This window comes from Microbacterium sp. EB106-03-03-XG65 (genome assembly GCF_058791955.1).
The window spans coordinates 1,753,922-1,776,695 of the sequence record NZ_JBYTEB010000001.1 but is presented as its reverse complement, the minus strand read 5'-3'; the positions used below and the strand labels follow the sequence as shown (position 1 = coordinate 1,776,695).

Genomic DNA, 22,774 nt, shown 5'->3' with positions numbered 1-22,774 from the left:
GATGAAGGCTCCACGCGGGCTGGTCGCGTTGCGGAGACTGAGTGGATTCACTGTGTCCGTCGCGATCACGGCCATCATCAGCGTGGCCGCGATCCCGACGCTCATCACCGCTCTCGGAGCGGCGACCTGGGCCCAGATCGGAGTGGCGCAGACGTTCGTGCAGTTCGCGGCGATCTTCGTCGGCTTCGGCTGGGGCGCCACAGGACCGGCACTGGTCGCGAGCACCACGCTCTCGCGACGGCACGCGCTCTTCATCGAATCCGTACGATCTCGACTGGTCCTCGCACTCATCGCCGCTCCCCTGACATTCGGGATCCTGACGGTCATGCTGCGCGGCGATGCGCTGATCGCGGGCCTCGGCACGATCGCCTACCTGCTGCCCGCGCTCGGCGGCACATGGTTCTACGCAGGCGCCGCGAAACCCGCTCGCCTCCTGCTGCAGAACACCCTGCCGACGGCGCTCGGCACGATCGCAGGGATCATCGCCGCCCATCTGATCCACCAGGCCTGGGCTTTCCTGATCCTGCAGGCGGTCGGCTCGCTCGTCGCAGCGGTCTGCGACACGACCTACATCTGGCGATACACCGGCCGCACGGCGGACGGCACCGAGACCCGGTCCATCCGCACGGTCCTCGCCTCGCAGAAGCACGCCGTCATCACTTCGGGAACCAGTTCGCTGTACGTCACACTTCCGGTGATCGCGCTCAACTGGTTCCTCGGCGCGGGGCCCGCACTCGCCACATACCTCATCGCCGATCGCATGTTCCGGTTCGCGTCGATCGCTTTCCTGCCCGTCCAGCAGTTCTTCCAGGGCTGGGTTCCCGAGGTTGCGTCCGAGTTCGCACGCCGCGCCCGCATCGCCACGATCGCCGGCATAGGCATCGGCACCATCGGCGGCGCCTGCATCGCATTCCTCTCCCCCGTGTTCGGGCCGATCCTCAGTGGAACCGGTGAGATCGACGTTCCGCTGAGCGTCAGCGGCCCGCTGGGTATCGCCTTCATCGGCATCGGCACGACCGCTGTCGTCGGATACGCCTGCCTCGTCGCCGTGGGCCGCACGCGCGCACTGGCCGTGAGCACGGTCGTCGGCGCGGTCGTCGGCGCTCCGCTCATCCTCATCTCGGCCTGGGCAGGGTCGTTGTTCCTGGTGGCGTCCGCCGTCGCCGTCTCCGAGATCTGCGTGGCGGTCTACCAGATACTCGCGCTTCGCTCATCCCTTCGCGCGGGTGGGACGCTTCCGGCGGCGGCTGCCGAAGCAGACAGTGTCATCCCGCCCGTCCACCGCTCAGAGGAGTCCGATGTCTCGTAGCCGTACCGTCAGCGTCTGCATGGCGACGTACAACGGGTCGAGATACGTCGCCGAGCAGCTCTCGTCGATCCTCGACCAGCTCGGCCCGAACGATGAAGTCGTCGTGGTCGACGATGCGAGCACCGACACCACGGTCGACGTCGTCGAAAGTGTGCGGGACCCGAGGATCATCGTTCACCGCAACGACCGCAACCGCGGATACGTGAGATCGTTCGCGCGTGCCATCGAGCTCTCGACCGCCGACGTGATCGTGCTGTCGGATCAGGACGACATCTGGGTCGAAGGGCGTCTCGACGCTCTCGTCGCTGCGACCGAGGCGCATGATGTCGTGGCATCCAACCTGAAGCTGCTCGACTCGGAGCAGCCGCTCCGCTCCCCGCTCACCGGGCGCCCCTGGCTGCTCTCCCCCGATGACGACGGCAGACGCCTGCGCAACGAGCTCCGCATCCTCGCGGGTGATGCGCCCTACTTCGGCTGCGCCATGGCTCTTCGCCGCGATGCTCTCGCGCTCGTGATGCCGTTTCCCGACTATCTGCGAGAGTCCCACGATCTGTGGATCGCGACAGCCGCCAACGCCGCAGGACGACTCGGTCATCTCGCGCAGACGACGGTGCTGCGCCGCGTCCACGACGACAACGCGTCGACATCGCGCCCTCGCGGTCTCACCGCTGCTCTGCGCTCCCGTGCACTGCTGATCCGCCTGTGGCGGGAAGCCCGTCGGCGCGTGAGGCGTCTGAGCTGAGTGCAGGCGCAGCGGCCGGCTTCTTCGCGCCACGCGCCAGCCGGATGAAGTGGCGTTCGACCAGCATCCAGCTCGCCCACCCCAGCAGGAACGTCACCGCGGTCGTGATCGCCAGATACACGCCCATCCCGAAGGCCGCTCCGCCCACGATGACGACGAGCTGCTGCACCGGCCATGCGTAGATGTAGAAGCCGTAGGAGACGTCGTTCCGTGCGATCCACCCGGGCTGCGGGATCACCGTCGACAGGTACAGGAGCGCGTATCCGATCAGCGGCGCGGCGATCGGGCCGCCGGCGACCGGAACGAACACCATGAGGACCGCCGCGACGGGGATGCTGATGATCCCGAACAGAGGGAAGATGCCCCAGCGCTGCACCACCAGGTAGATCAGCGAGCCCCCGAGGAAGTAGGGCAGCAGTCGGGTGAACAGGCCGAAGTCACCGTCGAGGCCGCCGGTGACTCCGTTCGCATACGCGATCCTGACGAGCACGGACGCCCCCCAGAGGACCGCCACGACCGAGATCGACTTTCGGTAGATCGCGAGGCCGCCGAGGACCCAGACCGTCAGGTAGCAGAGGAACTCGAAGTACAGAGTCCACAGCGAACCGTTCCAGGTGTTCGGGTAAGGCACCTCCGACAGCGAGGAACCGATCTGGTAGTAGTCGATGTGGAGGAAGAAGTTCCCCCAGATGTACTCGAGCGGTGTCGGGTCGGTCGTGAGGTATCCGGCGAGCGTCCCGTGTGTGAGCACCTGGGCGAGGGGGCCGAAGATCAGCGCTGTCACCAGCAGACAGACCACGAACGCAGGGATGATCCGCGCGATCCGGTGCAGGAGGAACGTCCCGGGGTCGCTCCGGAACCTCGAACGGGTGATCAGGAACCCGCTGATCACGAAGAATCCGATGACCGCCCAGCCGCCCAGGTTCTCGCCGTTGAATCCGGGACTGTCAGAGCGCCCCACGACGTAGAAGCCGTGCGCGAACAGCACGAGGAACGCGAGGATCAGCCGGAACAGGTTCAGGCTGTTCTCCCGGTAGGGGAACTCCGTCGCGCGAAGCAGCGAGCGGCTCACTTCAGGAGGTTCCGCTTGCTCATCTCATCGAGCGATCGCTGGTATCCGTCTTCCTCCACCGGCTCCGAGAGGACCCACTCGACGAACGCTGTGACACCCTCCTGAAACGACACACGCGGCGTGAAGCCGAGGGTCTGTTCCAGATGCGACGTGTCGGCGACGTTGTGGCGGATGTCACCGAGTCGGTAGTTGCCCGAGACCCGGGTCGGAACCTCTGTGCCGAACGCCGTGAACAGCGCCGACACGACCTCGTTCACAGTCGTCGCGACGCCGGAACCGACGTTGAACGTCTCACCCGCGGCGCGAGGATCGGTGGCCGCGAGGAACGTGGCCTCGACGATGTCGTCGATGTAGACGAAGTCTCGGCTCTCCTCGCCGTCCTCGAAGATGTTGATCTCCTTGCCCTGACGGATCAGGGTCGAGAAGATCGACAGGATGCCGGTGTACGGGTTCTTGAGCGACTGTCCGGGGCCGTAGACGTTCTGGTACCGGACGGACGTGCCCTCGATCCCGATCGTCGGAGCCACCGTCATCACGAGCGATTCCTGCATCTGCTTCGTGATCCCGTACACGGAGGAGGGATGGAGCAGCGCGCTCTCATCGGTCGGGACCAGTCGGAGCGGCCCCTCACCGGGCGCATGGACGTCGAAGTCACCCGATGCCATGTCGGCATCCGCACGGTGACCCGGGTACACCTGACGCCCGTCCTCGGTGAGATAGGCCCCCTCGCCGTAGATCGACCGCGACGACGCGATCACGACCCGGCGCACCGAGTTCTCCTCGTTCGCGAGGATGTCGAGCAGCTTCGCCGTTCCTCCGACGTTGGCGTCGACGTAGCGGTCGATCTCGTACATCGACTGCCCCGTGCCGGTCTCCGCGGCGAGGTGCACCACGATCGTCGCCCCGCTGAGCGCCGAACGCAGATCGTCCTTCGACGTGACCGTGCCGACGACGACGTCGGCGATGCCTTCGAGGGATCGCAGCAGGGGCGATGTCGTCTCGGGGTCGTCCCCGTGCACCTGCGGGATCAGGGAATCGAGCACCGTGACGCGGTGTCCGTCACGAGCGAACCGCGCCGCGAGCCGGGTACCGATGAAGCCGGCGCCACCGGTGATGAGCACGTGTTCGGACATACGGAGGCCTCCTGCAGGTGTATCGGCGCGGCGATCGCGCGCCGGTCCGTGATCAGACGGCGAAGATGTGCGCCAGCGTCGATTGTAGCCCAGCACGGTTCCCGTGCCGGATGACACCGGGGAGCTCCGTGATGGCGTGCAGACGCGACATGAGACGCACACGAGCCGTGGTGCTCGTCCGCTGCCAGCCCTTGTCTTCTGCGAGCTTTCGGGCGATCGCGTAGTACGCGCGTTCGTCGCGGAAGCGTCTGCCATCGAGCAAGGTCTTCTGGGAGGCGCTCGAGCCATGACGGCGGTACGAGAACGCCAGCTCCGGGACATAGGCGAGAGAGCCGTTCTCGAACGCGACGTCCATGAGAAGGGCCAGATCCTGGATGATCGGGAGCCCGTCGCGGAAGTCGATCCGCTGCAGTGTCTCCGTTCGGAAGGTCAGCGACGGCCAGTAGAGCCAGTCCCCGCGGATCAGGCTGGTGGCCATCCGCTCGCCGGAGAGGAGAGCGATCCCCTCCCCTCCGCGCGGCGCCAGGAGTCCCTGCTTCACTCGGTCGACGAGAGGTCGCACGACGGTACCGTTCTCGTCGATCACCTCGACTCCGGGCTGGATCACGTCGACGTCCGGCAGACGGTCGATCACTCGCTTCACAAGCCCGACGTAGTTCGGGTGCAAGAGATCGTCGCAGCCGAGGATCGTGATGTGCGAGGTCGTGGCGCGCCGGATCGCTTCGCGGTAGTTCTCGGTGATGCCGAGGTTCGTCTCGTTGCGGACGTAGGTGATGCGCTCGTCTTCGATGCCGGCGAAGTACTCCGGCACCGAGTCATCGGGGTAGCAGTCATCGATGACGATCAGACGCCAGTCGCCGTCACGCTGAGCGAGCACGGAATCGACGGTCTCTCGAAGGAGCGCCGGGTCTCCCCAGAACGGTACGAAGATCTCCAGGGTCATGGTCTTGCCTCCTCATGAGCGCGGCATCCGCGATCGTCGTGCGTCGCGATCATCCGCAGAGCACGACCTTGTACAGCACGGCATCCCCGACCTGATCGACCTTCTCGACGGACTCCGAGGTCCGCAACCGGTCGAGGCCCTTGTACGGGTGCTTGCCGTCGTTGATCTCCTGCGTCCCGAAGTCGAGCACGTACTCGACACCGAGATCGTCGAGCGCCGAGCACACTTCGACCGACCCCGGTCGTGCGGAGTCCAACCGGTCGAGCAGCGTCGACATCTCCTCCGTGATGTCCATGAGCGTGTGCGGCATGACCACCTTGCGATCGGCCATCGCGTACGCCAACGCGGTGCCCGTCCACGGGCTGCCCAGGATCACGGCGTCCTCGGGCACCTCGTCATCGAGTCGCTCGATCAGCGCCAGTTCGTCCGAGGTGAGCAGAGGCGAGTCGTCCGTCGTCGCGAACGACGCGTGCGCGCTCGACACCGCTTGACGCATCGTGCCGAACTGCGGGATCACGACGAGGACGAGCACGGCGCCCGCAGCCAGTGCGGCCCGCCGCAGACCTGGGCTGCCGATCCTTGCGCTCCACCGCGACGCGATCGTCCACAGGTGTGCACCGCCCGCCGAGGCGAGCGGAACCCACGCGAACGCCAGAAGCGCCGCGAGACGCGGGGCGTTGTTGTACCAGGCTCCGGTCAGGACGTCGCGCTGCACCAGGTACGGCAAGCCGGAGACGACGATGTACAGTCCGGCAGCGGCGAGGAAGAAGCCGACGGCCATCCAGTCCGTGGTGGATCGACGCCGGAGGCAGACGACGAGACCGGTGATGACGAGGGTCGCGACGATCACATTGACCGGACCGAACCAGACGGATGCCGTCAGCACCTCGCCGACCGCCTGTCCGACGGTCTCGGTCGGCAGCCATGAACGAGCGTCGATCGGCGGACGCAGCACATACCAGGCCGCGAGCGCCATGATTGTGTAGATCGCCGCGCACACGGAGGAGACGATCTTGGCCCGCTTCGACGTGTGAGTGAGGAGCAGCCGGATCCAGAGCACCAGGAGGATCACGGTCGTGAACACGAGGAGCGCCACGAACCCGCCCGGGTGCGCGATCGCGATGGCCGGCATCGAGCCGAGCGCACCGATCACGAACGGCCACCGCTCACGCCAGGAGCGTCGAGAGCCCGCCGAGGCGATCAGCGCCAGCGGCACGCCGATCATGCTCAAGGACATCATGTAGGGGAAGAGCACGCCGTAGTCGACGAGCAGCAGCGGGAACGCCGGGATCGCGGCGCTGATCGCGGCGGCCGCGACCACGTGGGGGGCCGAGGATCCCACAAGCACTCGCGTGAGGAGCAGGATCGACACGGGCCAGACGAACGCGGCGAAGAAGATCATCACAGCATTCGAGACGACCGGGATGCTCGCGCCCGTCAGCGGCACGACGAGCGACGCCACCGCGTGCCACCCCGAGGGGTAGAACGGCAGGCCTCCGGTCGCGGCGCTCGTCATCGAGCCGATCGTGAGCGGAGACACCGAGCCCGTATCGAGCGCGTAGCGGATGGCGTTCAGATGGAAGATGTTGTCGAAGGTCTGCGAGATGTTCTCGGGGCCGCCGATCACGATGATCAGCTGCACTGCGACGACGACGACCGCGCCGATCGTGGAGAGCAACGCCGCTCGGCCGAGGCGCACATCCAGTCGCAGCGCGGAAACGGAGAACCACGGCATGAATCTCAGGATCGCCGCGATCAGAGAGATGACCGCTGTCACCGCGAGCACCGGCAGCACACCCCATGCGAGACCCACTACCGGGGCGGCGAGGGCCGCCAGGACGATGATCGTGGTGCCTGCGGGGGCGGCGAGAGCCCACGCGATGTGACCCCGCGCGCCGAGAAGCAGAGAGACGAGCAGCCCCGGGATGAGGACGATTCCTGCGGTGACGAGCACGGCCAGACCGAGGTCGATCCATCCCATGTGCGCAGCACCCTTCTCATCGCGTGACCGTGTGTCGGTCGCCGGCGTCGATCCTATCGAGGTTCGCCTGAGGGACCGCCGACACACCGCGAGGGGCTGCGATCAGCTCGCCGACTGCGCGAGAACCTATGATTGGTGAGGCGTTCCACCCGAACCGGACGTCTGACGGAGGTGACGAGAACGCCCGTGTCTCACACATCAGTACCCGATGAGCTGCGACTGACCCAGCCCGGCGGGAGCACCGGACTGCTCGACGTGTTTCGGCGCAGGTACCTTCTCAGCCTGATCGTCCGCAAGGAAGTGGGCATCCGTTACCGGGGTTCGGTCCTCGGGTGGCTGTGGTCGTACGTCAAGCCGTTGATCCAGTTCCTGGTCTTCTTCTTCGCCCTCGGCGTCTTCCTCCGCCTGAACGACAGCATCGAGTACTACCCGATCTACCTGCTGTCGGGCATCACCGCGGTGACGTTCTTCAACGAGTCGTTCTCGAACGCCACGAGGTCGCTCGTCGACAACGCGGCGCTCATCAAGAAGATCTACTTCCCTCGGCAGATGTTCCCCGTCGCGAGCACCATGGTCGCGGCGATCAACACCGTGCCGCAGATCATCGTCGTGATCGTCATCGCACTCTTCTTCGGCTGGACGCCGACCCTCATCGGCATCGGCGCCCTTCTGCTCGGGCTGGTGATCATCGCGCTGCTCGCGACGGGGCTCGGACTCCTCTTCGGCGCGATCAACGTGACCTTCCGAGACGCGCAGAGCTTCGTCGAGATCATCGTGATGGTGTCGGTCTGGGCCTCGCCGGTCATGTACCAGTGGCAGATGGTGCAGTCGAAGGTGCCGGAATGGCTGTTCCAGCTCTACGCGCTCAATCCCATCACCGGCGCCGTCGAGCTGTTCCACTACGGCATCTGGCATGGGCTCGATCCCGCGAACGCCCAGCCGCTGCCGGCGCTGTGGGTCCACTCCCTGATAGCCCTCGCCGTGTCCATCGTCATCCTGATCATCGGCGAACTCGTGTTCCGCCGCCTGGAGGGTCGCTTTGCCCAGGATCTCTGAGACGCCTCGCATCCTCGTCGAGGACGTGCACAAGCACTTCAAGCTCCGCCACACCCACTCCATCAAGGAGACGTTCGTGGCGGCCGTGCGGCGCAAGCCGCTCACGACCGACTTCCAGGCGCTCGACGGCGTCTCATTCGAGATCGGCGAGGGCGAGGCGGTGGCGCTCCTCGGATTCAACGGATCCGGCAAGTCGACGATGCTCAAGCTGATCTCCGGAGTCCTGCGCCCCGACGAGGGACAGGTGCGCACGAGGGGACGCGTCGCCGGGCTCATCGAGGTCGGCGCCGGATTCCACCCGGATCTCTCCGGACGCGAGAACATCTTCCTGAACGCCGCGATCCTGGGCATGTCGAAGCAGGAGACCAAGGACCAGTTCGATTCGATCGTCGAGTTCAGCGAGATCGAGAAGTTCATCGACACGGAGGTCAAGCACTACTCCTCCGGCATGTTCCTGCGCCTCGCGTTCTCGGTCGCCATCCACACGCATGTCGACGTGCTGCTCATCGATGAGATCCTCTCCGTCGGCGACGAGCCTTTCCAGCGCAAATGCCTCACGCGGATCCGCGAGCTGCACGCACAGGGCAAGACCCTGGTCGTCGTGAGCCACGATCTGAACATGGTCTCGGATCTGTGCGAACGCGGGATCCTGCTGCAGGAGGGCAAGATCCGCTACGACGGTCCGAGCAAGGATGCCGTCGAACTGATGCGCATCTGACCGAGCGTCCCGGCCTCACAGGTCGGCGTGGAGTCCCCACACCCGCTCGGCTGCACCCAGCCACGAGAATGCCCGCGAACGGTCGGCACCGAGAACGCTGAGCCTCCGTGCTCCGGCGCCGAGACCGTCGACGACCGCGTCGGGGATCTCGCCTGCAGACACGATCGCCCCGCCGTCCGCGATGACGTCGCGGTGTACAGCGCTCTCGACCGCGATCACCGGAACACCGAGAGTCATCGCCTCGACGACGCGCCACGGCCACGCGGGCGCGGCACTCGTGGCGACCAGAGCGGAGGCTCCGGCGAAGACCGCAGCACGATCGTCTCGCGACAGACTCCCGCGCATGTGGGCGCGCGACTCCGGAAGGCCGGCCGCCGCTGCGATCTCGGCGATCCGGGGCTCCATCCCTTCCGCCACGTCGAGCACGACGGCCTGCGCTCCGGCGGCGACTGCAGCGAGGAACCCCGCCTCGAGAGTCCGCTCCGATCCCGTCAGAACGAGATAGCCCTGAGGCAGCGACAGTTCGTCGCGGCGTCGGGCGGCGTCGAACGGGACGATGAATCCGTTCGGCGCAGCACCCGCGATCACACGCACGCGATCTCCGAGCCCGGTGATCTCATCGAGTCGCGCGGCCATCGCATGTGAGGGCACGACCACCGCGTCCGCATGCTTCACCGCGCGCTTCATCATGGCCCGCTGCCACGAGGCGACGGATTTGGGGAGCGAGCCCGGGGCATCCCAGGCGAGCAGGTCCCACGCAGTCACCGTCGTCTGGTCGTGATCGTGCACCCGGTCGTGCCGAACGAGCGGGGCCATCAACGTCGACGAGTGGATGAGCCCGCCACCGACACCCTGCGTCAACCCGAGCTGCCAGGAACCGGCCAGCTCCCGGCGCGCGAGAGGCAGCTTCCGCACCGCGGCCAGCCCCTGCACTGAGGGCTCCGCGCCGGCAGGAACGATGGCCTCGACATCGCAGCCGGACGGCGCGGTGCGCACCAGGCCGGCGACGAGGTCGAGCGAAGCCGACGCCTGATCGGGATCGACGACGTGCGCCAGCTGATCGAGGACAACACGCAGCCGAGCACTCATGCGACAACAGTAATAGTCCGGGCACCGGGGGCCGCGGAGGATCGCGGCAGACAGGGCTGATCGGCGGCCGTGTAGGCCGTCATCCCGCTTCGTGCTTGAATGCTCACGTGAGTGACGGACGACTTCCTGTGCAGCGCCGATGGCTGAAATGGTCCATCGGCGTGATCCTGACCCTGCTCGTCCTCTGCATCGGTTGGGTGACGGTGCGTGGCATAGGAGCCGTGAACGACCTGCAGCAGGTCGCCGCGTCATCGACAGACCTCAAGTCGGCGATCGGCGAGGGCGACCTCGATGAAGCGGCGTCGCTTGCGAAGAGCATCGCCCACCACGCGGAGTCGGCACACGGCCTCACGTCCGATCCCGTCTGGCACGCCTTCGGAATCGTTCCGTGGGTCGGTCCCAACTTCACCGCGGTGAGCGAGATCTCAGAGATCGTCGACGACATCTCGGGCGACGCGCTCGTGCCTGTGCTCGAAGTGGCAGGAGAGGTGGACCTCGCGAGCCTCGGATTCTCGAACGGAGCGATCGATCTCGCGCCGTTCCAGTTGATCGAGCCCGCACTCGCCGACGCGAGCGCCACGCTGACAGCGGCCGAGTCGCAGGCGCTCCGCATCGACGCAGACGGCACGCTGCCCCCGCTCGCCGACGCGGTCCGCGAGATGCGGACGGCGGTGACCGAGGGCGCGACGGTCGTCGGGTCCCTCCACGGGGCGGCGGCTCTGCTTCCGAGCATGCTGGGAGGCGAGGGACCGAGGAACTACGTCATCGCCATGCAGAACAACTCCGAGCTGCGATCCGCCGGAGGCATCATCGGAGCGATCGCACTGCTGCACGCCGAGGGCGGTCGGATCAGTCTCATCCAGCAGGCGTCGACACTGGACTTCCCCGCTCTCGATACGCCCCTGCCGCTGAGCGAGTCGACGACTGCGCTGTTCGAGGACCGGCCGGGGCGCTACCTCCAGAACATCACCAGCATTCCGGACTTCACCGAGGCGGCCCCGGTGATCGCCGCTCGCTGGCAGGACCGCTTCGGAACTCCGGTCGACGGCGTCATCGCGGTCGACTCCGTCATGACCAAGCACCTTCTCGCGGTCACAGGCCCCCTCCCCTTCGGGCCGTTCACGGCCGATCAGGACAACGTCGTGAGCATCCTCCTCTCCGAGATCTACGCGACGGTCCCCGATCCGGCCGTGCAGGACCAGATCTTCGCTCAGGCGGCGAGCGCGCTCTTCGGGGCGGCGCTCTCGGGCGGGGATCCGAAGAAGCTCGTGGGCGCGCTCGTCACGTCGGCCGAAGAGGATCGCATCCGCATCTGGAGTGCGTACGAGGACGAGGAGCAGCTCCTCGCCGCGAGCAGTCTCGGCGGCGCCCTGCCGGCCGACGGCACGGAGGTGCACGTGGGCGTGCTGATCAACGATGCCACGGGCGGCAAGATGGACTACTACTCCGACGCCGAGATCTCGACGGCGGTGGGGATCTGCGACGGCGAGCCGACAACGCAGGTCCGAGTGACCTGGACGAACGGCATCGCCGCAGCCGAGGTTCCCGCTCTCCCGCCGTACGTGACCGGCGGAGGCTACTACGGGGTCACGCCGGGCTCTCTGCGCACCCTCGTGATGGTCTACGGCCCCGAGGGCGCGACGCCGTCGCACATCGACCGTGACGGCGAGGAGGAGACTGTGCAGACGGCTCTTCTCGGTGATCGCACAGCGGTGCAGCACGACGTGCTGCTGGCACCCGGAGAATCGACCACGATCACCGTCGAGTACACCGGAACCGGTGCCGGCGAGCGCCTGACCGAGGTCGAGCACACCCCGATGGTGAGGACGCCGGAAATCACTCGGGAACAACTGCGTTGCGCATCGTGACTTTGGTTCCGCGATGATGTAGTGTCATCCCCACTGGGGAATATCTGGGCTCAGTAATCCTGTCGTGGGGACGGGATGAGCTCACACAGTCGGACGCAGGGGTGTGTCCGGGTGTGATTCCGCGTGTATTTCTGGGGAGAATCATGCTGAAGAAACTGGCTGCAATCAGCCTTGCCGCTGGCGCGCTCGTGCTCATGGCACCGGCCGTCGCAACCGCCGCACCTGGCGACTCCGATAACTATGCGGAGACGCCACGCGTCGCGGTCGGGGAACCGATCATCGACACCTGCGAGGTATCGACCGTCGTCTTCGGCGCGGGATACTTCCAGCCGTCGGAGAATGTCGGTGTCTCGGTATCGGGTCTCGATGCCGGAGCATCTGCGGTCTCGGGCAACACGGCGGCTGCCGATGGCAGCCTGATGGTCACGTTCCGTCCGCCCGCAGACGGCGAGGGCTCATACTCCCTCGCCTTCAACGGCACTCGGTCGTACACAGCGACGGTCACCGTGTCCCACGGACACGACTCGGCCGTGAGCTGCGACCACGATCCGGCTGTCGCAACAGCCGGAAGCGAGCTTCCGCTCACAGGGGGAGGGCTCGAGCTGGCTCTGACCGGTTCCGAGGTCTCTCCGTGGATCCTCGGCGGTGGCGCTGCCGCCGTCGTGGCGGGCGGCGCTCTCGTCGCCACTGGAATCACGCGCCGCAACAAGCAGCGCGCCTAGGTCAGGCTCCCGCCACGTGCGGGGGTCGGCTGGACGACGGTGATCCCTCCCCCTCCGATCACCGTCGTCTGGCGAATCCGGTGCTTCACCGGAGACCCACGGCTGCGCCTCACTCTCTCGAGGGGCAGCCGTGGGGTCATCCACACCACCAGCCCACGGCCGCACTCTCGTATTCGAGAGGCAGCCGTGGGTTCACTCATGCTGCTGCGCGTCCGGTCACCGAACGCACAGGCTCCGCACACCGACCGGCTCCTCCGCGCGTGGCGCGGGATGGCGGTGGCTACCCGAATGCCGACCGACGGGTGATCAGGGTGAGGGAACCGGGGTCGGCGTCGGCGGATGCAGCGACTGCTGGATCATCGAGTGGATGTACCCGTAGTCAGGGCTGAGTTCTTCGACGCCGTTCTCCGGTGTCAACTCGATCGTCGTGACCTGCTGCTCTTTCGCCTTGGTCATCAGCTCGAAGAACTCAGGAAGCTTGCCCTGAGGAAGGTCGGTGCTGATGAGCGCGGTACCTGCGGACGCGACCTCGTTGAACCGAGTCAGAACGGTCTGCGGGGTGAACTGCGCGAGGATCGCCTCCTGCAGTTCCCGCTGACGCTTCATCCGGTCCCAGTCACTGGTCGTGTACCGGGAGCGCGCGTACCACTGAGCGGTGTCACCGTCCATGATCTGCTCGCCGGGCTCGATCCAGCCGATCGCCCACGCATCGACATCATAGGGATCCGTCCCCTCCGGCGGCCCGCCCTTGGGGAGTCGCTCGGTCGCGGTGATCGTGACGCCGCCCAGGGCGTCGACGAGGGCGGCGAACCCGTGCATGTCGACGAAGACGTAGTAGGGGATCTCGATTCCGAGTACTCCCTCGGCCGCATCCTTCGTCGCCTCGATCCCCGGGTCCGAGCCGTTCGCCACGGCATCCGGATACAGGCTCGTGCCGTTGTCGTCGCGGCAGACCTCCGCGGCGTTGCGGATGTGGTTCATCCACCCGTTCCACCCGCACGCACTCGACTGGTGGCCCTCGAAGCCGTTCGGGTACAGCGCCTGCATGGGGCTGCCCTCGCTGAAGGGGGCATTCGGCAACTCACGCGGGATTCCGGTGATCGTGACCGCACCGGTGTCGGCGTTGACGGAGACCACCGAGATGCTGTCGTACCGCATCGAATCGCGGCCCTCGCCGCTGTCCGCGCCCAGGAGGAGGATGTTGTAGTAGCCGTCGCTCGGCGGAAGGCTCGGTCCACTCTGTCCGAAGATCGTGCTGATGGTGTTGCGCGCCGAACCGACGATGGAGGCCGCGTAGGCGGTCCCGCTTCCGACGAGTCCGAGAATCAGCAGCGCGACAAGCGGGATGGCCAGCTTCGAGAGTCCCGGCACCTTGACGAGCCGCACGAGTCGTAGCGCGTCGAAGGTGAGCACGATCCACAGCACGACGTAGGCGATCAGCAGAACCTGGATGAGCGTGAGGATCGCCGCCGAGAAGAAACCTCCGCCTACCGTCAACCAGAGGAAGAACGGTCGTGCGAAGAGAGCCAGACCGGCCGCCACGATGACGAGCGACCAGGCGACGAGAGTCGCTCCGAGCCCGAACCGGCCGAGCCTTCTGTTGCCGGCGAGCACCTGAGCGGACCCCGGAACGATCACGTTGAGCAGCACGAGCCACCAGCCGCGCTTGGTCATGAGCCCGCTGTCCGCGGAATCGGGGTGACGCAGCGGCTTCGTCTCGATGATCGGACGCGCCGCACCACGCGGCGGCGCGAGGGTCACAGCGAGCCCTTCAGCCGTTCGTTCTTCTCCTCGACCTGCGCCTCGAGATCGAGAGCATAGGCTTCGACCCGGTCGGCGAGATCGTCGTCGGACGCACCGAGTATGCGGGCCGCGAGGAGGCCGGCGTTCTTGGCACCGCCGATCGACACCGTCGCGACGGGTATCCCTGCGGGCATCTGCACGATGGAGAGCAGCGAATCCATGCCGTCGAGGTAGGCGAGCGGTACAGGCACACCGATCACCGGCAGCGCCGTCATCGAGGCCAGCATCCCGGGAAGGTGCGCCGCTCCCCCGGCTCCGGCGATGATGACGCGGATGCCACGGGAACGGGCTTCTCTCGCGTACTGCATGAGCTTGTCCGGCGTGCGATGAGCCGACACGACCTCCACCTCATGCGGAATGGAGAAGTCCGTCAGCGCCTGCGATGCGTCACGCATCACGCGCCAGTCGGAGTCGGATCCCATGACGACACCGACGAGGGGCGCAGCGGAGGAATGCAATGGCTCAGTCACCCACTCAGGCTACGGTCTGGTGCTGGGAGAAACCCCGAACGGCGCGCCTCTCTCTCGCACGGCATTCGGAGCCGGTCACTCGAAATGCGCTGCCGCCGCACGCGCGACATACACGACGTCGTCGAGGTCGTCGCCGGAGACGTTGACATGACCGACCTTCCGGCCAGGACGTGGATCCTTGCCGTAGGTGTGGATCTTCGCCGAGGGGTGCTCCGCCATCGCACCGGCGAAACGCTGCCCGAGCGTCCCTTCCCGGGGACCGCCGAGGATGTTCACCATGACCGACCACCGCGACCGAGGCTCGGTGGCGCCGAGCGGCAGATCGGCGACGGCGCGCAGATGCTGCTCGAACTGCCCGGTCACGGCGCCATCCTGGCTCCAGTGACCGCTGTTGTGGGGACGCATCGCGAGTTCATTGACGAGGATGCGCTCGTCGTCGGTCTCGAAGAGCTCGACTGCGAGCATGCCGGTGACGCCGAGCCCTTCTGCGATCGACCTCCCGATGTCCTCTGCGACCCGCACGAGACGGTCGGTCGCGGCCGGAGCGGGAGCGATGACCTCGGCGCACACGCCCTCGCGCTGCACAGTCTCGACGACGGGGTATGCGACGATCTCGCCGCTCGGACGGCGCGCGACCTGCTGGGCGAGTTCACGCACGAACGGCACGAGCTCCTCGACGAGGAGCTCGTCGCCCTCTCCCAGCGCGGCGAGCCAATCCTGCGCGTCGTCCACCGAGCGCACGACACGGACCCCCTTGCCGTCGTAACCCCCGCGAGGCGTCTTGACGACTCCTCGCCCGTCGTGCTCATCGAGGAAGGCCTGCAGATCAGCCGCATCGCGGACAGGAGCCCAGTCGGGCTGAGGTACGCCGAGCTCGGCGAGGCGAGCCCGCATCACCAGCTTGTCCTGCGCGAACTGGAGCGCCTCCGGCCCCGGATGCACGGCCACGCCGTCGGCCACCAGCGCGCGCAGCACCTCCTGCGGAACGTGCTCATGGTCGAAGGTCACCACGTCGACGTCCTTCACGAACGCGCGGACGACCTCGAGGTCGCGGTAGTCTCCGACCGCCGTCGCCGCGAGTCGGGCGGACATGCCCTCATCCTCTGCGAGCACCCTCAGGTCGAGCCCCAGCTCCACCGCAGGGGCGATCATCATCCTGGCCAGCTGGCCGCCACCGATCACGCCAACGCGCAACGCCATGTGCGCCTCCATTCGTCCCGACCATTCTCCCGCATCGGCGCACCCGTGGTGTGCGCCTGGGGTCGAGAGTCTCGGTGCCGGAGGGCCTCGAGCGCCGAACGGGCCGCGGAGGTCAGAACCCGCCCGAGGAATCCTGCCCCGACTGCGCATCGCGGTGCGCGAGGATCTGGCTGACCTCGATCTGATCCGCGAGCGCCTCATGCACAAGCGTGACGTTCGGCACGTTCGCGAGCCGGAGAGGCGCATCGACCCCGTTCGAGAGCGCGATGGTCCCTACACCCCACATGCGCTGCAGGATGCCCCGGCGCACGCCGATCGTGTAGCCGCGGGCGTGCGACATCTCACGGCGGTTTCGCGCGCCGAGCCCGTGCACGACGATCACCCTGCGGGTCGTCACTGTGGTCGTTCGCGAGTACCAGATCACGTAGGGCACGACGACGAGCAGCAGCAGGGCCGCTCCCGCTGCGGTCAGGAGCATCCAGTTCTGGAAAGGCTCAGGCAGGTTGTCGTACAGGTACGCCGTCGCGCCGAAGACAGCGATCAGCACCAGAGCAGACCAGAACAGGCGGCGCGCGTGCCCGCGGAAGCGTGCGATGAGCAGCTCTTCGGTGGGCACGCCCGGCGGCGGCATCGTCGGCCGGCCGCCGAGAGTCACGGGCTGGGTCACCCCTCCATTGTGCCCGCCACTGCCGACATCGCGTTCTGCGCGCCGGGCGTGTCAGCCTTGATTCGGCCGCACATGCACCACATCGCCCGCTGCGACGGAGTGAAGGACTCCGCCTTCGCTCACGACGAGACGCCCCTCCCGATCGAGCGCGACCGCGGTCCCCTCGAGTCTGCGATCGCCCGGGAGCAGCACGACGACGTCCTGGCCGAGAGTGCTGCAACGGGCACTGACCGCCTCGTGGAGGCCGCTCGCCTGCGCATCCCCGGTCGAGACCAGCCGGCTGATCGTCGCGTCGAGACTCCGAAGGTATCGCGCCAGGAGCCGGTCGGCATCAGCGTCTATCCCGAGAACGGCGAACGACGTCGCAGTCGGCACGGGAAGCTGCTCGGAGGTCATGGTGATGTTCACACCGGTGCCGACGATGACCGACGCCGCAGCAGCCTCCGCGAGGATGCCGCAGATCTTGGATCCGTCGACGAGGACGTCATTGGGCCACTTCACCGTGACAGACCGCCCCGGGGCCTGATCGGACACGGCATCCGCCATGGCCAGGCCCGCGGCGAGCGGAATCCACCCCCGCGCGGACCATGATTCCGGCAGGCGACGCAGCAGCACGGAAACAGCGAGGGAGGTTCCTGGCGGAGCCGTCCACTGGCGGTCGAGCCGCCCGCGACCGGCAGTCTGGTTGTCGGTCGCCAGCACCGAGAGATGAGGCCAGGCGTCAGACTCCGCAGCCGACTCGCGCAGCATGGCGTTGGTGGAACCCGCTTCCGCCACGATTTCGAGGCGCGAGGCGACCGCTCGGACGAGAGGGAGCGCGAGCATCAGACCTCCTCGTCATCGATCTCATCGTCATCATCGTCCTCGTCGCCGCGGACCGCCCCGACCTCATGCCGGTGCCAGTGATCCCACTCCTGCATGAGTCGCTCTATCGCGGCGTGGAACTTCTGGGTCGCCACGCCCTCGGTGGTGTCACCGAAATAGTGCTGAACCCACATCCGCAGACGTGCCGTGGCGGCCTCATCTGCCCGGACGCGCTCGACCTGGGCGACGATGCCGCTCGCAGCATCCGCGTCCAGCCATTCGCAATCGGAGAGATACCCGTTCGTGTCGACCGATGCACGCTCGTCGGCCGGGCGTGTGATCAGAAGCGGCTTGCCGACAGCGAGGCGGTCGTAGACCATCGCCGAGATGTCGACGACGGCGACGTCGGCCGCGGCGAGCTGCCACCCGAGTTCGGCGCCGTGGTCATACACGTGCTGTGCCGCGGGATCCGCCGCGTTCGCCGCGGAGATCGACGCGATGATGCGTTTGTGCGCAGCGCCGTACTCATGGTCCACGACGCCGCTCCGCGGATGCGGCCGGTAGATCACCCGATGACTCTTCGACGCGAGCAGGGCCGCGACGAGCGCCTCGCCGTGAGTCGCGATCGACCCGTAATGCGCGCTCGGACGATCGCCCTCCCACGTCGGCGCGTAGAGGACGACGATCCGATCATCGGGCGTGTACGGCAGGCTGCCCGAGTAATGGTCGGCCTGGGGACGCCCGATCTCCAGCGTCCGCCTGTCGATGTCGTAGTCCCACAGGGTCCGCGACAGCCGGTCGCGCGCCGCCTGCCCCGCGACGAACGCATAGTCATAGGCCTTGTACTGGTTCGTGGTCATGTACATCTTGTCGGACTCGCCGTGATTGATGAAGACATGCCACCGCCGGCCGTACCGGAACATCTGGAAGTTGCGGGTGTTCTGGTTCACGTAGAGAACGACGCGGATGTCCTGGGTGGCGATGAAGCGCTCGAGATCGCGCACCGTCGGGACGAACGCCACGGGCGGAGCATCCTCGTCGAGGAGCTTGTCTGCCCCCGTCGCCGCACGGGCGAGCACCACGACCGGCCAATGCTTGCCCAACTCGGCGAGCGGGCGATACCACTGACGCATCTGGTACATGTTGACGGCGCCGTCGGCGAAGTACACCGCGACCTTGTACTGCCCTGGCTGATGCGGTTCGCTCTCAGCCAGTCTCCTGCGAACGCGCTGCACGGCGGTTCGCGAGGCGAGCGCCCGCTTCAGCAGACGGTAGGCCTTCTTCGCATCCGACACGGCACCCATCCCTCCAGGATACCGAGGGCTCGCCACCTCTCGGGGAATCAGCGAACGTCCGACGAGCACATGCCATGATCGTCATGTGCCCCACGACGACTCCCCCTCCCCTGCGCTCGGGGTCTCATTCGTGATGCCCGTGCTCAACGAGAGGGCGTACCTCGAGCACGCTGTCGCCTCCGTCCTGGCACAGGAGCTCGACATTCCGGCTGAACTCGTCTTGGCGCTCGGGCCATCGTCCGACGGCACGACGCAGCTCGCTCACCGCCTCGCAGCGGGCGATGAGCGCATCCGTCTCGTCGACAACCCCGCCGCTCACATCCCCGTCGGACTCAACGCAGCGATCCGGGCGAGCAGATACGCCACGATCGTCCGCGTCGATGCGCACTCCGAACTCGCGCCCGGATACGTCGCGCGTGCGCTCGAGACGCTCGACCGCACGGGTGCCGCCAATGTGGGCGGGGTCATGCACGCGGAAGGCCGCACGCCGTTCCAGAAGGCGGTCGCGCGCCTCTACAACTCCCCTGTCGGGCTGGGCGGCGGCGCTTACCACGGTGGGACCCACGAAGGCGAAGCCGAATCGGCGTATCTCGGCGTGATGCGCCGCGAGGTGCTCGACGAAGTGGGTCTCTTCGATGAGACGATCCGTCGAGGCGAGGACTGGGAACTCAACCTGCGCATCCGTCAGGCCGGCCACCGGGTGTGGTTCGATCCGCAGCTCTCGGTGACCTACTGGCCCCGCGAGAGCTGGCTTCGCCTCGCGCGGCAGTTCCGCGCGACGGGCGCGTGGCGTGGTGAGCTCGTCCGCCGGTTCGGTCGTCGCAACGGCATCCGCTATTTCGCTCCCCCGGCACTGGTCGTGCTCGTCGGCCTCGCCGTGGTGACCGGCATACTCCAGGTGACGGGCGTCGTCGGCGGCTGGTTCTCCGCAGCGCTGTCGCTGCTCGTGCACCTACCGATCCTGCTCTACGTGGCTCTCGTCGTCGCTGTCGCGTGCCTCCCCGGCGGAGGCGGGCCGCGTCAGCGACTCTGGACCCTGCTCGTGCTGCCGACCATGCACCTGTCCTGGGGGCTCGGATTCCTCGGCGGTGTTCTCCGCGGCGCCCGCGACACGGTCGACGCCTCACGGCTGGGCACGCAGAACACGCCTCTTCCCTGATCCGTCCTGCCCGGGACCGATCAGCGCGTGACGTACCCCTGATCGAGGATGCGGGCCACGACCCGCTCCGCCGCATTCCCGTCGTCACGCCGATTGAACTGCGCGCGCCACCGGGAGTACCGCTCCGCGAAAGCCGACTCATGCGTCTCGTCGGCCAGTGCCGCGATCAGCTCGTCTTGCGTCTGCACGAGGGGCCCCGGCGCCCGGCTGGCGAGATCGAAGTAGAAGCCGCGCAGCTCTCCCCGATAGTGGTCGAGGTCCGGGACCAGGAAGTACATCGGCTTGCCCGTGACGCTGAAGTCGAACATCACGGAGGAGTAGTCGGTGATCAGCGCGTCGGCGGCGAGCAGCAGCTGGGCCGTCTCCGGAAAACCCGTCACGTCGATCACGCGTGCACCCGCGCGGTCGCGATCGGTGTCGATCGTGCGCGAGTGTCCACGCACCAGAACCACCGAGTCGGTCTGGAGTGCGAGCTGCTCGGGATCGATGAAATCGACCATCTCCGTGCGATCGTCTCGCCAGGTCGGCGCATAGAGCAGCACGTGCTCATCGTCGGCGATGCCGAGCGCCGCGCGGATCCCCGAAGAATCTCCCCCGACGAGCGCGTCGTTGCGCGGATATCCTTCGACCCAGATCGGTCGTCCGAAGAAGGCGTACGCCTTGCGGAGAATGCGCTCGGCGTAGGTGTTCTGGGCGAGGAGGACATCCCACCGGCGCGACTCCTTGACGACCGCCGCCATGCGCCTCGGGTCGAAGCCCGGGCGATGCAGCGCGAGTCGCTTCAACGGGGTGCCGTGCCACGTCTGCAGGACCTTCTGACCGGGCTTGCGGGCGAAGCGTCGTCGTAGCCAGTCGTTGACGATCAGGAGCCGCACCGCGGCACGTGCCCTCCACCATTCCGGGCTGCCCTCGACCACAGCGATGGCGCCCTCGGGCACCTCGACCGAGAGATCCACCACGCTCCAGTAGCGCACCACTTCAGGTGCTGCTGCGGCCAGCGCGCGGTCGATCGCTCGGGGGTTGCAGCCGACGCTGCGCCCGTAGAAGCTCTCGAAGAACACCGCGTTCTCGGTGCCTCCGGGGTGGGAGACGTACCGGCCTTCGAGAGTCGCCTGCCCCTCGGCGGTCTCGTACACCGGGTCGATCGGAGCGGCGACATGGGCGATCCCCGAGTCCACAGCGATGCGCACTCCTTCGAGCACGGTCGGCGGGAGAGCGAGGCCCTCGACGTCGACATCGCTGATGCGCAGCTCGTACGCGCCCGTGGGCAATGGCAGCTCTGGCCCGCCCCACCGGGCGGCCTGCAGAGGGAAGGCCGCCTTCCACGTCTTGCCGCCGCCCGTCACACGCGCGGCGACGCGGGCGCGCGGGCCCACGAGCTCTGCGATGCCGGGACGCGGCCCTGCCCCGGTGATGATCAGCGTCTCTGCCGCCTCATCGATACGGGCCGTCGTCATGCTGCTCCCTTCGGCGCGGGGATTCCCCGCGCTCGGATCGTCTCGTACACCCGACGGGTGTTGCGCCCGTCGCGGAACGCGTGCATCTCCGCGCTGAGCGTAGCGGACCTCGCGGAGGCCTCTCGGAACGCCGCGTCATCATCGAGCAGGGCGACCAGCCGCGCCAGCAGCGAATCCCAGTCCTCCGCGGGATCTCCACCCGCCACCTCCTCGAACCGCCCGTAGAACCCCCGGGTCGCCGCATAGTCGGCGGCATCCGGAGCGAGGAAGAGCACCGGCATCGCGAGCAGCCCGGCGTCGTAGGCGAGTGAGGAGTAGTCGGTCACGAGCACATCGACGGCAGCAAGCACGGGGGTCACGTCCGGAAGCAGACCCGATCCCAGCGAACGCACACGGTCGGTCGGAATCGGCGGCGCATAGCCGCCCCCTCCGAGCGGATGCGAACGCACCAGCAGAGTGGCGTCGTGCTGCTCGAGCACCGTGACGATCCGCACCCATTGCTCTGCGGTGGGCACGGCCGGATCAGGGGCGCCGTCACGCCAGGTCGGGGCGTACAGGATCGTCCGCGCCGCCGGCGACACGGCGCCCACGGCATCGCTGAGCCGCTCGGTCGCGGCCCGCCTGCGCTCCGTCGTCGTGCCGCGGGAGAGCACGTCGACGCGGGGCTCCCCGGTCACGACCACCCGGTCGTCACCGAGCGCGAAGGCGGACTCCAGACGACCACGCGCTCGATGCGATGCCGCCGGGAGGACCCGAATGCGCTGCGCGGTGTGGCGGTAGAGCAGCGCGATGAGCCGTCGGAGCGCGGGGGCTCCCGGAACGTCAGGGACCTGGACCGTCGCCGGAGAGTCCAGCCCGATCCGCTTGAGGGGTATGCCGTGCCACAGCTGCACGATGAAGGCTCCGCCATTCGCGTATCGGTTCACGTCGCCGAGACCGTGTGTCACCACGACCACGCCCGAGCGCGCCGTCGCCCACCAGCCGCGCAGTCCCGATTTCGGCACCGCGGGGATGCCGAGCGCCGCTGCGTCGCGCCGTTCACGTTCCGACGACGTGAGCCACAGCGTCTCGTGCCCCTCTGCGGCGGCCAGCCGCTGCAGCGCAAGGGCGCCGTCACCGACGCCGGCGCCGCACCCGAAGACCCAGCGCTCACCTCGCGGAACCAGCGCCGTTCCGAGTCGGCCGAAGACGTACAGCGGGATCCTGAGCAGCTTGGCCGCATTGCCGGAGCCGAAAGAGAAGGACGCCACCCCGCGAGCCTATCGCGGGGTGGCGTCCTTCTCTGT

20 protein-coding genes are annotated in these 22,774 nt (G+C 67.4%); 7 read left to right on the top strand and 13 right to left on the bottom strand.

All coding sequences use genetic code 11. The annotated features are described in order from the left end of the window. The first annotated feature begins 1 nt into the window (after position 1). Positions 2–1,309 carry an MATE family efflux transporter gene (locus AC3WS6_RS08295; protein ID WP_492500565.1) on the top strand — a complete coding sequence of 436 codons (1,308 nt, stop codon included), beginning with the start codon at positions 2–4 and terminating at the stop codon, positions 1,307–1,309. After that, on the top strand, positions 1,299–2,051 hold the full coding sequence (locus AC3WS6_RS08290; RefSeq protein WP_492500564.1) for a glycosyltransferase family 2 protein: 753 nt from the start codon (positions 1,299–1,301) through the stop codon (positions 2,049–2,051). Before AC3WS6_RS08295 ends, AC3WS6_RS08290 begins: the two co-directional genes overlap by 11 nt. On the opposite strand, the gene AC3WS6_RS08285 is transcribed toward AC3WS6_RS08290, so the two are convergent. Genes AC3WS6_RS08285 through AC3WS6_RS08270 form a run of 4 tightly spaced genes read right to left on the bottom strand, consistent with a single transcriptional unit; the run spans position 1,972 to position 7,180 of the window. Continuing rightward, complete coding sequence (locus AC3WS6_RS08285; protein WP_492500563.1) at positions 1,972–3,123, bottom strand: acyltransferase family protein; 1,152 nt, start codon at positions 3,121–3,123, stop codon at positions 1,972–1,974. The genes AC3WS6_RS08290 and AC3WS6_RS08285 overlap by 80 nt on opposite strands. Further along, positions 3,120–4,256, bottom strand: a complete 1,137-nt coding sequence (locus AC3WS6_RS08280; protein ID WP_492500562.1) for an NAD-dependent epimerase/dehydratase family protein — start codon at positions 4,254–4,256, stop codon at positions 3,120–3,122. The genes AC3WS6_RS08285 and AC3WS6_RS08280 overlap by 4 nt, the downstream gene beginning before the upstream one ends. A 52-nt stretch (positions 4,257–4,308) precedes the next feature. Further along, positions 4,309–5,199 carry a glycosyltransferase gene (locus tag AC3WS6_RS08275; RefSeq protein WP_492500561.1) on the bottom strand — a complete coding sequence of 297 codons (891 nt, stop codon included), beginning with the start codon at positions 5,197–5,199 and terminating at the stop codon, positions 4,309–4,311. A gap of 49 nt (positions 5,200–5,248) precedes the next feature. Beyond that, complete coding sequence (locus AC3WS6_RS08270) at positions 5,249–7,180, bottom strand: DUF6541 family protein (RefSeq protein ID WP_492500560.1); 1,932 nt, start codon at positions 7,178–7,180, stop codon at positions 5,249–5,251. 186 nt (positions 7,181–7,366) lie between these two features. Here AC3WS6_RS08270 and AC3WS6_RS08265 point away from each other — a divergent pair, with 186 nt between their 5' ends. Together AC3WS6_RS08265 and AC3WS6_RS08260 are read left to right on the top strand one after the other, a co-directional pair. Next, positions 7,367–8,236: an ABC transporter permease gene (locus tag AC3WS6_RS08265; protein WP_492500559.1), complete on the top strand. Its 870-nt coding sequence runs from the start codon at positions 7,367–7,369 to the stop codon at positions 8,234–8,236. Then, positions 8,220–8,954 carry an ABC transporter ATP-binding protein gene (locus tag AC3WS6_RS08260; RefSeq protein WP_492500558.1) on the top strand — a complete coding sequence of 245 codons (735 nt, stop codon included), beginning with the start codon at positions 8,220–8,222 and terminating at the stop codon, positions 8,952–8,954. The genes AC3WS6_RS08265 and AC3WS6_RS08260 overlap by 17 nt, the downstream gene beginning before the upstream one ends. Positions 8,955–8,969: 15 nt before the next feature. Here AC3WS6_RS08260 and AC3WS6_RS08255 read toward each other — a convergent pair whose 3' ends face one another. Then, positions 8,970–10,043, bottom strand: a complete 1,074-nt coding sequence (locus AC3WS6_RS08255) for a glycosyltransferase (protein WP_492500557.1) — start codon at positions 10,041–10,043, stop codon at positions 8,970–8,972. Between the two features lie 107 nt (positions 10,044–10,150). Between AC3WS6_RS08255 and AC3WS6_RS08250 the strand changes: the two genes are divergently transcribed. Both AC3WS6_RS08250 and AC3WS6_RS08245 read left to right on the top strand, forming a co-directional pair. After that, the gene (locus AC3WS6_RS08250) at positions 10,151–11,911 is read left to right on the top strand and encodes a DUF4012 domain-containing protein (RefSeq protein ID WP_492500556.1); all 1,761 of its coding nucleotides are present in this window, start codon (positions 10,151–10,153) and stop codon (positions 11,909–11,911) included. 143 nt (positions 11,912–12,054) lie between these two features. Next, positions 12,055–12,633 (top strand): LAVTG motif-containing sortase-dependent surface protein, encoded by a 579-nt coding sequence (locus AC3WS6_RS08245; protein WP_492500555.1) that lies wholly within the window; start codon positions 12,055–12,057, stop codon positions 12,631–12,633. A 306-nt stretch (positions 12,634–12,939) separates the two neighbouring features. Here the strand turns inward: AC3WS6_RS08245 and AC3WS6_RS08240 are convergent, their stop codons facing one another. From AC3WS6_RS08240 to AC3WS6_RS08215, 6 genes are all read right to left on the bottom strand, one after another. Continuing rightward, positions 12,940–14,394 (bottom strand): LCP family protein, encoded by a 1,455-nt coding sequence (locus tag AC3WS6_RS08240; RefSeq protein WP_492500554.1) that lies wholly within the window; start codon positions 14,392–14,394, stop codon positions 12,940–12,942. Next, complete coding sequence (purE, locus tag AC3WS6_RS08235; RefSeq protein WP_492501470.1) at positions 14,391–14,858, bottom strand: 5-(carboxyamino)imidazole ribonucleotide mutase; 468 nt, start codon at positions 14,856–14,858, stop codon at positions 14,391–14,393. Before purE ends, AC3WS6_RS08240 begins: the two co-directional genes overlap by 4 nt. Before the next feature lie 123 nt (positions 14,859–14,981). Continuing rightward, positions 14,982–16,106, bottom strand: a complete 1,125-nt coding sequence (locus tag AC3WS6_RS08230) for a 5-(carboxyamino)imidazole ribonucleotide synthase (protein ID WP_492500553.1) — start codon at positions 16,104–16,106, stop codon at positions 14,982–14,984. Between the two features lie 112 nt (positions 16,107–16,218). Continuing rightward, complete coding sequence (locus tag AC3WS6_RS08225) at positions 16,219–16,773, bottom strand: PH domain-containing protein (RefSeq protein ID WP_492500552.1); 555 nt, start codon at positions 16,771–16,773, stop codon at positions 16,219–16,221. Positions 16,774–16,824: 51 nt separating this feature from the next. Next, a complete protein-coding gene (locus AC3WS6_RS08220; protein ID WP_492500551.1) occupies positions 16,825–17,598 on the bottom strand; it encodes a biotin--[acetyl-CoA-carboxylase] ligase in 774 nt (257 codons plus the stop codon). Beyond that, positions 17,598–18,881 (bottom strand): CDP-glycerol glycerophosphotransferase family protein, encoded by a 1,284-nt coding sequence (locus tag AC3WS6_RS08215; RefSeq protein WP_492500550.1) that lies wholly within the window; start codon positions 18,879–18,881, stop codon positions 17,598–17,600. The genes AC3WS6_RS08220 and AC3WS6_RS08215 overlap by 1 nt, the downstream gene beginning before the upstream one ends. Before the next feature lie 124 nt (positions 18,882–19,005). Between AC3WS6_RS08215 and AC3WS6_RS08210 the strand changes: the two genes are divergently transcribed. After that, a complete protein-coding gene (locus tag AC3WS6_RS08210; RefSeq protein WP_492501469.1) occupies positions 19,006–20,031 on the top strand; it encodes a glycosyltransferase family 2 protein in 1,026 nt (341 codons plus the stop codon). A 20-nt stretch (positions 20,032–20,051) separates the two neighbouring features. On the opposite strand, the gene AC3WS6_RS08205 is transcribed toward AC3WS6_RS08210, so the two are convergent. Together AC3WS6_RS08205 and AC3WS6_RS08200 are read right to left on the bottom strand one after the other, a co-directional pair. Continuing rightward, positions 20,052–21,488, bottom strand: coding sequence for a CDP-glycerol glycerophosphotransferase family protein (locus AC3WS6_RS08205; protein ID WP_492500549.1), 1,437 nt, complete (start codon positions 21,486–21,488; stop codon positions 20,052–20,054). Further along, on the bottom strand, positions 21,485–22,738 hold the full coding sequence (locus AC3WS6_RS08200; protein ID WP_492500548.1) for a CDP-glycerol glycerophosphotransferase family protein: 1,254 nt from the start codon (positions 22,736–22,738) through the stop codon (positions 21,485–21,487). The genes AC3WS6_RS08205 and AC3WS6_RS08200 overlap by 4 nt, the downstream gene beginning before the upstream one ends. Between the last annotated feature and the right edge of the window lie 36 nt (positions 22,739–22,774).